The organism is Pseudomonas defluvii, from assembly GCF_001695625.1.
Taxonomy (GTDB): domain Bacteria; phylum Pseudomonadota; class Gammaproteobacteria; order Pseudomonadales; family Pseudomonadaceae; genus Aquipseudomonas; species Aquipseudomonas defluvii.
In genome coordinates, this window is the sequence record NZ_MBPN01000123.1 from 1 (window position 1) to 12,509 (window position 12,509).

The 12,509-nt window shown below is 62.2% G+C and carries 12 protein-coding genes; 7 read left to right on the forward strand and 5 right to left on the reverse strand.

What is annotated here, in order from left to right:
• Positions 1–39 precede the first annotated feature (39 nt).
• The 5 genes from rarD to EKA13_RS23085 form a co-directional block, all read right to left on the reverse strand.
• On the reverse strand, positions 40–927 hold the full coding sequence (gene rarD / locus EKA13_RS23065; protein WP_065761519.1) for an EamA family transporter RarD: 888 nt from the start codon (positions 925–927) through the stop codon (positions 40–42).
• 64 nt (positions 928–991) lie between these two features.
• The gene (locus EKA13_RS23070) at positions 992–1,966 is read right to left on the reverse strand and encodes a serine/threonine protein kinase (protein ID WP_065761520.1); all 975 of its coding nucleotides are present in this window, start codon (positions 1,964–1,966) and stop codon (positions 992–994) included.
• Between the two features lie 137 nt (positions 1,967–2,103).
• A complete protein-coding gene (locus EKA13_RS23075; RefSeq protein WP_065761521.1) occupies positions 2,104–4,005 on the reverse strand; it encodes a PhoX family protein in 1,902 nt (633 codons plus the stop codon).
• Between the two features lie 64 nt (positions 4,006–4,069).
• On the reverse strand, positions 4,070–4,834 hold the full coding sequence (locus EKA13_RS23080) for a TOBE domain-containing protein (protein ID WP_065761522.1): 765 nt from the start codon (positions 4,832–4,834) through the stop codon (positions 4,070–4,072).
• A gap of 58 nt (positions 4,835–4,892) precedes the next feature.
• Positions 4,893–5,630 (reverse strand): ComFC family protein, encoded by a 738-nt coding sequence (locus tag EKA13_RS23085; RefSeq protein ID WP_065761523.1) that lies wholly within the window; start codon positions 5,628–5,630, stop codon positions 4,893–4,895.
• 88 nt (positions 5,631–5,718) lie between these two features.
• Here EKA13_RS23085 and bioB point away from each other — a divergent pair, with 88 nt between their 5' ends.
• From bioB to EKA13_RS23120, 7 genes are all read left to right on the forward strand, one after another.
• The gene (bioB, locus tag EKA13_RS23090; RefSeq protein ID WP_065761524.1) at positions 5,719–6,777 is read left to right on the forward strand and encodes a biotin synthase BioB; all 1,059 of its coding nucleotides are present in this window, start codon (positions 5,719–5,721) and stop codon (positions 6,775–6,777) included.
• Between the two features lie 7 nt (positions 6,778–6,784).
• Positions 6,785–7,957, forward strand: coding sequence for an 8-amino-7-oxononanoate synthase (gene bioF / locus EKA13_RS23095; RefSeq protein ID WP_065761525.1), 1,173 nt, complete (start codon positions 6,785–6,787; stop codon positions 7,955–7,957).
• On the forward strand, positions 7,950–8,681 hold the full coding sequence (locus EKA13_RS23100; protein WP_065761526.1) for an alpha/beta fold hydrolase: 732 nt from the start codon (positions 7,950–7,952) through the stop codon (positions 8,679–8,681). Before bioF ends, EKA13_RS23100 begins: the two co-directional genes overlap by 8 nt.
• Entirely contained in the window at positions 8,674–9,498 is an 825-nt protein-coding gene (bioC, locus tag EKA13_RS23105; protein ID WP_065761527.1) for a malonyl-ACP O-methyltransferase BioC, read from the forward strand. The genes EKA13_RS23100 and bioC overlap by 8 nt, the downstream gene beginning before the upstream one ends.
• A 1-nt stretch (position 9,499) precedes the next feature.
• Entirely contained in the window at positions 9,500–10,180 is a 681-nt protein-coding gene (bioD, locus tag EKA13_RS23110; protein ID WP_065761528.1) for a dethiobiotin synthase, read from the forward strand.
• A gap of 107 nt (positions 10,181–10,287) precedes the next feature.
• Positions 10,288–10,584: a pyrroloquinoline quinone biosynthesis protein PqqE gene (locus tag EKA13_RS23115; protein WP_065761529.1), complete on the forward strand. Its 297-nt coding sequence runs from the start codon at positions 10,288–10,290 to the stop codon at positions 10,582–10,584.
• A 271-nt stretch (positions 10,585–10,855) separates the two neighbouring features.
• Positions 10,856–12,509 (forward strand): phenylacyl-CoA dehydrogenase (locus EKA13_RS23120; RefSeq protein ID WP_065761530.1); only part of this gene is annotated, 1,654 nt, incomplete at its 3' end.

The window sequence follows — 12,509 nt, forward strand, 5'->3', positions numbered from 1 at the left end:
ACGTGCTGTGTGGCCTGCAGCGATCTGTATATTTTTTGATCAGCTATTTTTGCGCAGGCGTAGCCAGCTGTCGACGCTGTACAGCGCCAGGCCGGCCCAAATGAAGATGAACGCTACTAGCGTGCTGCTCGACAGGTGTTCGCCAAACAGCCATACCGCCTGCAGCAGGACCAGCGTCGGCGCCAGGTACTGCAGGAAGCCCAGGGTGGTGTAGGGCAGGTGGCGCGCGGCGGCGTTGAAGCACACCAGCGGCACCAGCGTGACCGGCCCGGCCGCAATCAGCCAGAGGGCTTCGCTGCTGCCGTAGAAGCTGGCCTGTGCGCTGTTGGCGTGCGGGTTGAGCAGCAGCCAGCCGAGTGCCAGCGGTACTAGCATCCAGGTCTCCACCACCAGCCCGGGCAGTGCCGCAACGGGCGCCCTTTTGCGGATCAGGCCGTAGAAACCGAAGCTCAGTGCCAGTACCAGTGAAATCCACGGCAGGCTGCCGACTTGCCATACCTGTTGCGCCACCCCGAATGCTGCCAGGCCTACGGCGAGCCATTGCAGGCGGCGCAGGCGCTCGCCCAGTAGAAGCATACCCAGCAGAACGTTGACCAGCGGATTGATGTAGTAGCCCAGGCTAGCCTCAAGCATGCGGTCGTTGTTCACGGCCCAGACATAGGTCAGCCAGTTGCCGGCGATCAGCGCGCCGCTCAGGGCCAGGGTCGCCAGCCGGCCAGGGTTTTCGCGTAGCTCGCGCCACCAGCCGGGGTGTTTCCAGACCAGCAGCAACAGTGAGCCGAACAAGGCCGACCAGAGCACCCGGTGAACAATGATTTCGACGGCCGGAACGGCTTGCAGGGCTTTGAAATAGAGGGGGAACAGGCCCCAGATGATGTAGGCGGTCAGGCCCAGGATGTACCCGCGGCGCGGGTTGACGGCGTGCATGCAGATTCCTTGCTTAGGCAGCTAACTAAAAGCAGTCGCCATTGTAGACAGACTGCTTCAGGTTTCAGAACAATTTCAGCGGTTCTTCATCCAGTGCGGCCCGTTGTTCACGTAGTGCAAGGATCTGGTCGCCCCAGTAACGCTCCTGACCGAACCAGGGGAAACTACGCGGGAAGGCCGGGTCGTCCCAGCGCCGGGCCAGCCAAGCGCTGTAGTGCAGCTGGCGCAAGGCGCGCAGCGGTTCGATCAGGGCCAGTTCCCTCGGGTCGAAGTCGTGGAACTCGTTGTAGCCGTCCATCAGTTCAGCCAGTTGCCCCAGGCGCTCCTGCCGACTGCCGGCAAGCATCATCCACAGGTCTTGAACCGCCGGGCCCATGCGGCAGTCATCCAGATCGACGATATGGAACACCTCATCCCGGCACATCATGTTGCCGGGGTGGCAGTCGCCATGCAGGCGGATGAGCGTGTGCGGCGTTTGCGCGTAGATGGCCTCGACGCGCATGAGCAGGTCACGTGCGACCGACTCATAGGCGGGCAGCAGGCTTTTGGGGACGAAGTTGCCTTCCAGCAGGGTGGCGAGCGAAGCATGGCCGAAGTTATCCACCGCCAGGGTTTCACGGTGCAGAAACGGACGGGTAGCGCCTACGGCGTGCAAGCGCCCCAGCAGTTGGCCGAGGCGATAGAGTTGGTCCAGATTGCCTGGTTCGGGCGCCCGCCCGCCACGCCGTGGGAACAGGGTGAAGCGAAAACCGGCGTGTTCGAACAGGGTGGCGCCGTTGTGAACCAGTGGCGCGACCACCGGCACGTCGCAATCGGCCAGTTCGGCGGTGAAGGCGTGCTCTTCGAGAATGGCCTCGTTGCTCCAGCGTCCGGGCCGGTAGAACTTGGCGATCAACGGTTCGGCGTCTTCGATGCCGACTTGATAGACGCGGTTCTCGTAACTGTTGAGGGCCAATACCCGGGCATCGCTGAGAAAACCGATGCTTTCCACAGCGTCCAGCACCAGGTCGGGGGTGAGGGTATCGAAGGGGTGTGACATACGCGCTCCTGCCGTGCGGCAGGCAGCCGCATCATGCCTGGCATGGTAGCGCAATCCGCCGGATGCGATGCATCTCGTTGGGGTGCGCTACATGCCCCTGCGCGCGCCGAGTTGCAGGGGCTGTGTTGCGGTTCGCCTCAGGCGCCGATGATGCCGCCGTCGTCCCGGCGGATCGCCATGACGGATGAACGCGGCTTGCCGTTGGGCAGGTGCTCGGGGAAGGTCGAGCCGCCACTTTCGCCTGGGTGCTGGATACCTACGAACAGCGTGCGCTGGTCTGGCGCGAAGGCAATACCGGTGACTTCACAGCCCACCGGGCCGACCATGAAGCGCCGGATCTCGCCGGTCGTCGGGTTGGCGCAGAGCATCTGGTTGTTGCCCATGCCGGTAAAATCACCGCTATTGCTGTAGTCGCCATCGGTGAGAATCCACAGCCGTCCGTCGGCATCGAAACCCAGCCCGTCCGGGCTGTTGAACATGTTCTGCGGGGTGATGTTGGCGGAGCCGGCTTTCGCGTCGCCGGGATGAACGCCAGGGTTGCCGGCAATCAGGAACAGGTCCCAGTCGAAGGTCATCGCACCCTGGTCGTCAGCGCTTTCGCGCCAGCGCAGTATCTGCCCGTAGATGTTTTTCTCACGGGGGTTCGGTCCGTTTACGGGTTGGCCTTCTTCGCCGCGTTTGACGTTGTTGGTCAAGGTGCAATAGACCTGACCATCCTTGGGGCTGACCACAATCCATTCCGGGCGGTCCATGCGTGTGGCGCCAAGCAGGCTGGCCGCCAGGCGCGCATGGATCAGCACCTGAGCCTGATTGGCGAAGCCATTGGCGGCGTTCAGGCCGTTCTTGCCGTGGGTCAGCTCCAGCCACTGGCCCTTGCCTTTCGGCTGGTCGGGGTTGCCGTCGCCGTTGTCGAAGCGGGCGACATACAGGGTGCCGTGGTCGAGCAGGTTACGGTTGGCAGTGGGGTTCTTGTGGTCGATGGGGTCGCGACTGATGAATTTGTAGATGAACTCTCCACGTTCATCGTCGCCCATGTAGACCACTGCCCGGCCGTCGCGGGTTTCGCCTAGTGCCGCATTTTCATGTTTGAAGCGGCCCAGGGCTGTGCGCTTGACCGGCGTTGAATGTGGGTCGAAGGGGTCAATTTCGACGACCCAGCCATGCCGGTTGAGTTCATTGGGGTTTTTCGCCAGGTCGAAGCGCGGATCGTGCAGGTGCCAGCCGATGTCCTTGCTGGCGACCGAAGCACCGTAGCGTTTCTGGCCCGGATCGAATGCCTGTTGCGGGTTGCTGCTGCCGAAGCAGTCGGTGAAGTTTTCTTCGCAGGTCAGGTAGGTGCCCCATGGCGTCTTGCCGTTGGCGCAGTTCTGGAAGGTGCCCAGTACCTTGCCGCCACTGTTGTCGGCAGCGGTCTTGAGCCAGGCATCGCCGCTGGCCGGGCCGCTCATGCGGATTGGCGTATTGCCGTGAATCCTGCGGTTGTAGGGCGAGCCCTGGACGAACTGCCACTGGCCATTGCTGCGTTGCACCTCAATCACCGACACGCCTTCGGCAGCCTGGGCCTTATGCACATCTTCGGCGGAGGTTGGCTGGCCACCGTGAGGGAACAGGTAGCGGTAGTTGGTGTACTCGTTGTTGATGGCCATCAACGCCCGGTTTTCATCGCCAGGAAAGGGGAACAGGCTCATGCCATCGTTATTGTCGCCAAACTGCAGTTCCTGCGCTTTGGCGCTGCCATTGCCCGAGGCGTCGAACGCCGGGCTGTCGGTGTGCAGCGGCTGGCCCCAACTGATCAGTACCGAGGCGTTGTAGCCGGGCGGCAGGCTGATGCTGTCGGTGGTTGCGGCAGGGATCGTCGGAAAACCCAGCAGGCTGTCGTTGGCGGCCTTGACGCTCTGCGCCAGTGTGCTGCGGCTCAGCAGGCCGCCGCCAAGGAACAATGCGGCGCCACACAGGGCGCCGGCACCGATGAAGCGGCGTCGGCTGAGGCCGACCATCTGTTCGAGATCGGTAGGCTGGTTTTCGTCTAAAAGGGTCATGATCGGCTTCCTGCTGTTTTGGCAGTCACCTTAGTCAGCCTGTATGACGGTAATGTGTCGAATTTTAGACTGGGGTTCCCAGCAGTACACAGGCCGGCGGGAACTGAACCTGTAACAGGCTTCCAGGCGTTGCGTGCAACTCATTCAGCCACTCGGCTTCTGCGAGGGCGCAGAGGGTCTGGCCGTTGCTCAGCACCAGGCGCACTTCGCTGGGCCCTCCGGCATCGTCGAGGCGCTCCTCGACGGTCGCCAGCAGGCAGTTGTAGCCAGCTTCAGGCTGGGCATTGGCCGCCAACAACTCCAGCCAGCCAGCCTTGATCAGCGCAACGACAGTGGCCCCAGGGGCCAGCTCCAGGCGCAGCGTGCTGTCATGGGTGATCTGTGCGCTGAGGCTCAGGTTGTCGGCCAGTGCCAGCTCGATCAGGTCATTGCGACCTTGAGCCTCTATTGTGCGTACCTTGCCGTACAGTTGGTTGCGTGCGCTGGTGCGCAGCATCAGCCGACCGAGCAGGTCGAGATCAGCAGCGTCTTCGGTGGCTTCGAGAATTTGCGCCTGCAAGGCTTGCAAGCGTTGATACAGGCGCAGCACCCGAGCGCCTTCCTCGGTGAGTTTCGCGCCGCCACCTCCCCGGCCGCCGACGCTGCGTTCGACCAGTGGCGTGCCAGCCAGATTGTTCAGCTCGTCGATGGCATCCCAGGCGGCCTTGTAGCTGATGCCGGCGCTTTTTGCCGCCCGCGTGATCGAGCCTTGCTCGGCGATGTGCTGCAGCAGGGCGATACGTTGCGGGCGTTTGACGAGGTGCTGGTTGAGCAGGGCGGGCAGGGACATGAATGGCTACGCAGGGTGGCGGTGATCGCTGCGAAAGTGCCCGCCCGCTTGTGCCAAGTCAAGCGCTGCCCGGTTTTGGCGTGCGCGCCAGGCAGTACACATCAACCCGTCGAGCCCCCGCCTTGAGCAGCTGGCTCGCCAAGGCCTGGGCGGTGGCACCGGTGGTCAGTACATCATCGACCAAGGCCAGGTGACGGCCGGCCACGGCCTTCACATCGGTCACTGCGAACGCCTGGCGCAGGTTGCGTTTGCGGGTCCGGGCGTTCAGGCCCTGTTGCGCAGGGGTATCGAGCGTGCGCACCAGCAGGTGTTCATCGCAGGTAATGTCCAGTTGTGTGCCGAGCCACTTGGCCAGCATTCCCGCTTGGTTGTAGCCGCGCTGACGCAACCGGCGTGTGGCCATCGGTACAGGTAACAGAAGCGTTGGCTGCGCCAGGCCTTCGGCGAAACGGTAGGCCAGCCAGTTGCCGAGCAGTTCGGCGAGCAGTCGCCCCAGCGGCCATTGCCGATGGTATTTGAAGCGGGTGATCAGTGCATCCACTGGAAATCCATAGTGCCAGGGGGCTTCAACCTGCTGAAAAGCCGGGCGGCGGCGATTGCATTGCCCGCAGACCAGTCCTGTCATCGGCAAGGGCAGGGCGCATACCCGGCATCGTTCATCAAGCCATGGCAGCTCGGCCTCGCAGGCGACGCAGATGGGGATGGGGGCGTGGGCAGGTTCATCGCATAACAAACAGTTGTGGTTATTATTTAACCACTTGTAAACCAGCTGTTTAAGCTTCGGTTGACAGTGCATGGGGCTTCCTTAATCATGCAAACACTCCGTGATGCGCTGGCGGGCTTTCCTGTCCCGGCGCCAGTCAAGCCTAAACAAGGAATCGCCCATGAGCGCCAGCACAACTGCAACTCTTCGTCACGACTGGACCCTGGCTGAGGTTAAAGCCCTGTTCCAACAGCCGTTCAATGACTTGCTGTTCCAGGCGCAGACCGTGCACCGCGCGCACTTCAACGCTAACCGTGTTCAGGTCTCGACCCTGCTGTCGATCAAGACCGGTGCCTGCCCGGAAGATTGCAAATATTGTCCACAGTCCGGTCACTACAACACCGGCCTGGACAAGCAGAAGCTGATGGAAGTGCAGAAGGTGCTGGAGGAAGCCGCGCGGGCCAAGGCTATCGGTTCTACCCGGTTCTGCATGGGCGCCGCCTGGAAACACCCGTCGGCCAAGGACATGCCGTATGTGCTGGAGATGGTCAAAGGGGTCAAGGCCATGGGCCTGGAAACCTGCATGACCCTGGGCAAGCTCGACCGTGAGCAGACCCAGGCCCTGGCCGAAGCCGGGCTGGACTACTACAACCACAACCTCGATACCTCGCCGGAGTTCTACGGCAACATCATCACCACCCGTACCTATGGCGAGCGCCTGGAAACCCTGGCGTATGTGCGCGATGCGGGGATGAAGATCTGTTCGGGCGGCATCCTCGGCATGGGCGAGTCGCTGGACGACCGCGCCGGCCTGCTGATTCAACTGGCCAACCTGCCAGAGCACCCGGAGTCGGTACCGATCAACATGCTGGTGAAGGTCGCCGGTACGCCGCTGGAGAATGCCGAGGCTGTCGATCCGTTCGACTTTATCCGCATGCTCGCCGTTGCCCGTATCCTGATGCCCAAGTCCCATGTTCGTCTGTCGGCTGGCCGTGAGGCCATGAACGAAGAAATGCAGGCACTGGCCTTCTTCGCGGGCGCCAACTCGATTTTCTACGGCGAGAAGCTGCTGACCACTGCCAACCCGCAGGCCGACAAGGACATGCAACTGTTTGCACGCCTTGGTATCCAGCCCGAGGCCCGCGAGGAGCATGCCGATGAAGTTCATCAGGCGGCTATCGAGCAGGCCCTGATCGAGCAGAAGAGCAGCGAGTTGTTCTACAACGCCGCCTCGGTCTGAGGTGCGGATGAGCTTCGATCTTCGTGCGCGCCTGGAAGAACGGCGCGCCGCGTCCCTGTACCGGCAGCGACCGTTGCTGGAGAGCCCGCAAGGCCCCTGCGTGGTGGTCGACGGTCAACCACTGTTGGCCTTTTGCAGCAACGACTATCTGGGCCTGGCCAATCACCCGGATGTGATTGCTGCCTGGCGTGACGGTGCCGAGCGCTGGGGTGTCGGTGGCGGTGCTTCGCACCTGGTGATCGGTCATAGCGGCCCGCATCACGCGCTGGAAGAGGCCTTGGCCGAGTTCACCGGGCGCCCGAGGGCGTTGCTCTTCACCACCGGCTACATGGCCAATCTGGGCGCTGTGACGGCATTGGTCGGGCAGGGTGATACGGTGCTGCAGGACCGCCTCAACCACGCATCGTTGCTTGATGCCGGGCTGCTCAGTGGTGCGCGTTTCAATCGCTACCTGCATAACGACCCCCTGAGCCTGACCAGCCGTCTGGAGAAAGCCCAGGGCGACACCCTGGTGGTCACTGACGGGGTGTTCAGCATGGACGGCGATGTGGCTGACCTGCCCGCGCTGGCCAAGGCGGCGAAAGCGCGCGGTGCCTGGTTGATGGTCGACGATGCACATGGTTTCGGTACCCTGGGGCGTCAGGGTGGTGGCGTTGTCGAGCATTTTGACCTGGGCCTGGATGACGTCCCGGTGCTGGTCGGTACCCTCGGAAAGGCCTTCGGCACCGGGGGAGCATTTGTTGCAGGCAGTGAAGAGCTGATCGAGTGCCTGATCCAGTTCGCCCGCCCTTATATCTACACCACCAGCCAGCCTCCGGCGCTGGCCTGCGCCACCTTGAAAAGCCTGGAGCTGCTGCGTACTGAAACGTGGCGTCGAGAGCACCTGGCGGCATTGATCCAACAATTCCGCAGTGGTGCCGAGCAGATCGGCTTGACGCTGATGGACAGCTTTACCCCGATCCAGCCGATCGTGATAGGCGACAGTGCTCGGGCGGTTCGGTTGTCGCAGTTGTTGCGTGAGCGCGGCCTGCTGGTCACTGCCATTCGACCACCGACGGTCCCTGCAGGTGGTGCGCGGTTGCGCGTTACCCTGACAGCGGCCCACAGTCAGGCACAGGTGCAGCTATTGTTGAATGCATTGGCCGAGTGTTATCCGTTGTTGGAGCCTGTCGATGCGTGACCGTCTGATACTGCTACCAGGCTGGGGCCTGGGGATCGCGGCGCTGGAGCCGTTGGCTGCGGCTCTACGCGCGTTGGACCCGGCGCTCAAGGTTGAGGTGCATGCGTTACCGCAACTCGACACCAGTGATCCGCACGCCTGGCTTTCGGCCCTGGACCGTAGCCTGCCACATAACACCTGGCTGGGTGGTTGGTCGCTGGGTGGAATGCTGGCGGCTGAACTGGCCGCTCGTCGTGGTGATGAGTGCTGCGGCGTACTGACCCTGGCCAGCAACCTCAGTTTTGTCGCTCGCCCGGATTGGCCGCACGGGATGGCGCCCGCCACCTTTGAGACGTTTCTCGACGGCTGCCGCCATCACCCTCAGGTGACCCTTAAACGCTTTGTCTCGCTGTGCAGCCAGGGTGCAGAGGAACCACGCACGCTGGCGCGGCTGTTGACGGCCGGTATGCCGCAGACGCGTGAGGAGTTTCTGGTGACTGGCCTGGAGCTGCTGGCGCAGTTGGACACCCGTACAGCGCTGCAGTCGTTTGGTGGGCCGCAGTTGCACCTGTTTGCCGGGAGCGATGCATTGGTGCCTGCTGAAGCTGCGCGCGAGCTGCTGAATGTGTTACCCGACGTTGAAGTCGGTTTGATCGAAGACAGCGCGCACGGCTTCCTGGTGGAGACACCCCACGAGTTGGCCTGTGCGATAAAGGCTTTTCTGCACGAGAGCGGCGATGACTGATCTATCCCGGCCGGCCTTGCCCGGTGCCTTGCCTGACAAACGCCAGGTAGCCGCGTCGTTTTCCCGCGCCGCAGTCAGTTATGACAGCGTTGCGCAGTTGCAGCGCGATGTGGGGAGCGCCTTGCTGGAACAGTTGCCTGCGTCGTTACAGCCTTCGAACTGGCTCGACCTGGGCAGTGGCACGGGTTACTTCAGCCGGATGTTGGAACAGCGTTATCCGCAACGTGTCGGCCTGGCGGTAGACATTGCCGAAGGCATGCTTCGTCATGCCCGCGAACAGGGCGGTGCGCACTACCATGTTGCTGGCGATGCCGAGCGTTTGCCGCTGCGCGAGGCCAGCGTCGGGCTGATCTTCTCCAGCCTGGCGGTGCAGTGGTGTGGTGACTTTGCAGGCGTGCTCAGTGAGGCCCGACGGGTGTTGCAGCCGGGCGGTGTGCTGGCGTTTGCCAGCCTGTGTGTCGGTACGCTCCAGGAGCTGCGCGACAGTTGGCAGGCGGTGGACGGGCTGGTTCACGTCAACCGCTTTCGGCCATTTGAGGACTATCAGCGCCTGTGCCTGGCCAGTGGCATGCCGGTGCTGGCGTTGGAGCGCCGTCCGCATGTTCTGCACTACCCGGATGTGCGCAGCCTGACCCATGAGCTCAAGGCCTTGGGCGCACACAATCTCAACCCGGGCCGGCCCACCGGCTTGACAGGGCGCGCGCGCATGCAGGGCTTGCTGCAGGCATACGAGCGGTTCCGTCAGCCCCAAGGCCTGCCGGCGACCTATCAGGTGGTCTACGGGGTGCTGCAAAAGCCTCTGGAAAGTGGAGTGTGAAATGAACGCAGCCTATTTCATCGCGGGTACCGATACCGACGTCGGCAAGACTACGATCGCCGCTGGCTTGCTTCAGGCTGCCCGCCAGGCGGGGCTCAGCACGCTGGGTGCCAAGCCGGTCGCTTCGGGCTGTGAGGTCAGCGCCAAGGGTTTGCGCAATGCCGACGCCCTGGCGCTGATGGCGCAAAGTTCGATTGTATTGCCCTACGAGCAGGTCAACCCTTTCGCCTTTGAGCCGGCCATCGCACCGCATCTGGCGGCGCGTGAGGCGGGCGTGGCATTGACGGTTCAGGGGTTGCTCGCGCCGATGCGTCACGTGTTGGCGCAACGGGCAGACTTCACCCTGATTGAAGGGGCTGGCGGTTGGCGGGTGCCGCTGTCTGATCAGGCCAACCTTTCTGATCTGGCCATTGCCCTGCAACTGCCGGTGATTCTGGTGGTTGGCGTGCGCCTGGGGTGCATCAATCACGCCCTGCTCAGTGCTGAAGCCATCGCGCGCGATGGCCTGCAGTTGGCCGGCTGGGTGGCCAACGTTGTCGACCCGCGCACATCGCGACTGGAAGAGAACCTTGCAACCCTGGCGGAGCGGTTGCCGGCACCCTGCCTGGGGCGCGTCTCTAAACTCAAGAGCGTCACGGCTGACGCCGTGGCTGAATTCCTGCAACTGGATCTGCTGGACTGACTACAGGCTATTGAAGGGCAATGTGCTATTAGTGTTTTTGACGGGCCTTTTTCCTTGAGGTCTGCTTCAATAGGCGGTATCTGCAGTTAGCGTCATGGAGTGTCGAAATGGAAATCTCAGGCAACTCAGCGTTCTATGCCGGTCTGGGGGCTATTCAGACGGGGCAGAACCGTGTCGATCAGGCAGCCAGCCAGATCGCCAATACCACCGTCGAGCGTGCCGCCACCAGCCAGTCCAGCGACTATCAGGCTGAGCGTCTGCGTTCGGTTGATCGCAGCCAGCAACAAGACCTCGCCACCAGCACCGTCGAATTGGCCCTGGGCAAGTTCCAGGTTGAACTCGGTGTCAAAGTGGCCAAAGCTTCCGACGAAATGCTCGGCACCCTGATCGATACCTACGCCTGACCGCCCCCCGGTCTATCTGCGTTCGCCCCCTCTACTACGCTTTATGTATCAGCGCCTTGGCCTTGTCGCCAGGCGCTCGTTCGTGCGCGTGTAGCGGGTGTAACGAGGGCCATGCAGCGGTTTGAGATGGCGCAATTGCCCTCTGGACGATGCTTGACAACCCATTGGCGTAAACGTATGTTTCAAACAACTGTTTGACCGAAAGTCGCCAAGAGCTGGTCGGTGTGTCACGGTCTCCCTATCCAGGATCCATCAGCAGAGGTTTATCGCTATGCCTGATTACAAAGCCCCCTTGCGTGATATTCGCTTTGTTCGTGACGAGTTGCTCGGCTACGAAGCGCACTATCAGAGCCTGCCGGCTTGCCAGGACGCCACTCCAGACATGGTGAATGCCATCCTTGAGGAAGGCGCCAAGTTTTGTGAACAGGTACTGGCCCCACTGAACCGTGTGGGTGATCTGGAAGGCTGTACCTGGAGTGAGTCGGGCGTGAAAACCCCGACCGGCTTCAAAGAGGCCTACCAGCAGTTTGTCGAAGGTGGCTGGCCGAGCCTGGCCCATGACGTCGAGCATGGTGGTCAGGGCTTGCCTGAGTCGCTGGGCCTGGCGATCAGCGAAATGGTCGGTGAGTCCAACTGGTCCTGGGGCATGTACCCTGGCTTGTCTCATGGCGCGATGAACACGATCTCCGAGCACGGCACGCCCGAGCAGCAACACACCTACCTGACCAAGCTGGTTTCCGGTGAGTGGACCGGCACCATGTGCCTGACCGAGCCGCACTGCGGCACCGATCTGGGCATGCTGCGCACCAAGGCCGAGCCTCAGGCTGATGGCTCCTACAAAGTCACCGGCACCAAGATCTTCATCTCCGCCGGTGAGCACGACATGGCCGATAACATCGTCCATATCGTTCTGGCACGCTTGCCCGACGCCCCTGCTGGCACCAAAGGCATCTCGCTGTTCATCGTGCCTAAGTTCCTGCCTACCGCTGATGGCGGTGTGGGCGAACGCAATGCCGTGGCCTGTGGTTCCATCGAACACAAGATGGGTATCCACGGCAACGCCACCTGCGTGATGAACTTCGACGCCGCGACCGGCTACCTGATCGGCCCGGCCAACAAGGGCCTGAACTGCATGTTCACCTTCATGAACACCGCACGTCTGGGGACTGCGCTGCAAGGCCTGGCTCACGCTGAAGTGGCCTTCCAGGGTGGCCTGAAGTACGCACGCGACCGCCTGCAGATGCGTTCGCTGACCGGGCCGAAAGCACCGGATAAAGCCGCTGACCCGATCATCGTTCACCCGGACGTGCGGCGCATGCTGCTGACCATGAAGGCTTTCGCCGAAGGTAACCGGGCGATGGTCTACTTCACCGCCAAACAGGTCGATATCGTCAAGTACAGCCAGGACGAGGAAGAAAGGAAGAAAGCCGACGCGCTGCTGGCTTTCATGACCCCGATCGCCAAGGCTTTCATGACCGAAGTCGGTTTTGAAGCCGCCAACCATGGCGTGCAGATCTACGGCGGTCACGGTTTCATCGCCGAGTGGGGCATGGAGCAGAACGTGCGCGACAGCCGTATCTCCATGCTGTACGAGGGCACCACGGGTATCCAGGCGTTGGACCTGCTGGGCCGTAAAGTGCTGATGACTCAAGGCGAGGCCCTGAAGGGCTTCACCAAGATCGTCCACAAGTTCTGCCAGGGCCAGGAGGGCAACGATGCGGTCAAGGAGTTCGTTGAACCGCTGGCCAAGCTGAACAAGGAGTGGGGTGAGCTGACCATGAAAGTCGGGATGGCCGCCATGAAAGACCGTGAAGAAGTTGGTGCCGCTTCGGTGGACTACGTCATGTACTCCGGTTATGCCTGCCTGGCTTACTTCTGGGCTGACATGGCGCGCCTGGCTGCTGAGAAACTGGCCGCTGGTACCA

Coding starts and splice junctions, on each gene's coding strand:
- rarD (WP_065761519.1), bottom strand. CDS start 927: ATGCACGCCGTCAACCCGCGCCGCGGGTACATCCTGGGCCTGACCGCC.
- EKA13_RS23070 (WP_065761520.1), bottom strand. CDS start 1,966: ATGTCACACCCCTTCGATACCCTCACCCCCGACCTGGTGCTGGACGCT.
- EKA13_RS23075 (WP_065761521.1), bottom strand. CDS start 4,005: ATGACCCTTTTAGACGAAAACCAGCCTACCGATCTCGAACAGATGGTC.
- EKA13_RS23080 (WP_065761522.1), bottom strand. CDS start 4,834: ATGTCCCTGCCCGCCCTGCTCAACCAGCACCTCGTCAAACGCCCGCAA.
- EKA13_RS23085 (WP_065761523.1), bottom strand. CDS start 5,630: ATGCACTGTCAACCGAAGCTTAAACAGCTGGTTTACAAGTGGTTAAAT.
- bioB (WP_065761524.1), top strand. CDS start 5,719: ATGAGCGCCAGCACAACTGCAACTCTTCGTCACGACTGGACCCTGGCT.
- bioF (WP_065761525.1), top strand. CDS start 6,785: ATGAGCTTCGATCTTCGTGCGCGCCTGGAAGAACGGCGCGCCGCGTCC.
- EKA13_RS23100 (WP_065761526.1), top strand. CDS start 7,950: ATGCGTGACCGTCTGATACTGCTACCAGGCTGGGGCCTGGGGATCGCG.
- bioC (WP_065761527.1), top strand. CDS start 8,674: ATGACTGATCTATCCCGGCCGGCCTTGCCCGGTGCCTTGCCTGACAAA.
- bioD (WP_065761528.1), top strand. CDS start 9,500: ATGAACGCAGCCTATTTCATCGCGGGTACCGATACCGACGTCGGCAAG.
- EKA13_RS23115 (WP_065761529.1), top strand. CDS start 10,288: ATGGAAATCTCAGGCAACTCAGCGTTCTATGCCGGTCTGGGGGCTATT.